The sequence below is a fragment of the Polaribacter sargassicola genome, assembly GCF_021991835.1.
Taxonomy (GTDB): domain Bacteria; phylum Bacteroidota; class Bacteroidia; order Flavobacteriales; family Flavobacteriaceae; genus Polaribacter; species Polaribacter sargassicola.
On sequence record NZ_JAHDAU010000253.1, the window covers coordinates 1 to 278 of the forward strand.

Genomic DNA, 278 nt, shown 5'->3' on the forward strand with positions numbered 1-278 from the left:
GAGGAGCAGGATGTCCGCTGGGACGGTGCCCGCATCTCGATCGAGGGCCTGGCGGCGCAGAACGAGGTCCGCGTCGAGGCGGTGGCGGAGTACAGCCGATCCGGCGAGGGGATGCACCGGTTCCACGACCCTGTCGACGGCGAGACCTACCTGTACACCCAGTACGAGCCGGCCGATTCGCGCCGGGTCATGGCGTGCTTCGAACAGCCCGACATGAAGGCCGCCTACACATTCGACGTGTCGGCGCCCGCCGGCTGGCACGTGCTCTCGAACCAGTC

Annotated in this window: 1 protein-coding gene; it reads left to right on the plus strand. The window is 68.3% G+C overall.

Annotated elements, in window-relative coordinates; translation table 11 throughout:
* Positions 1-278, plus strand: a 278-nt coding sequence (locus KI686_RS17760; protein ID WP_237590434.1) for a gluzincin family metallopeptidase, incomplete at both ends; no start/stop codon positions are given.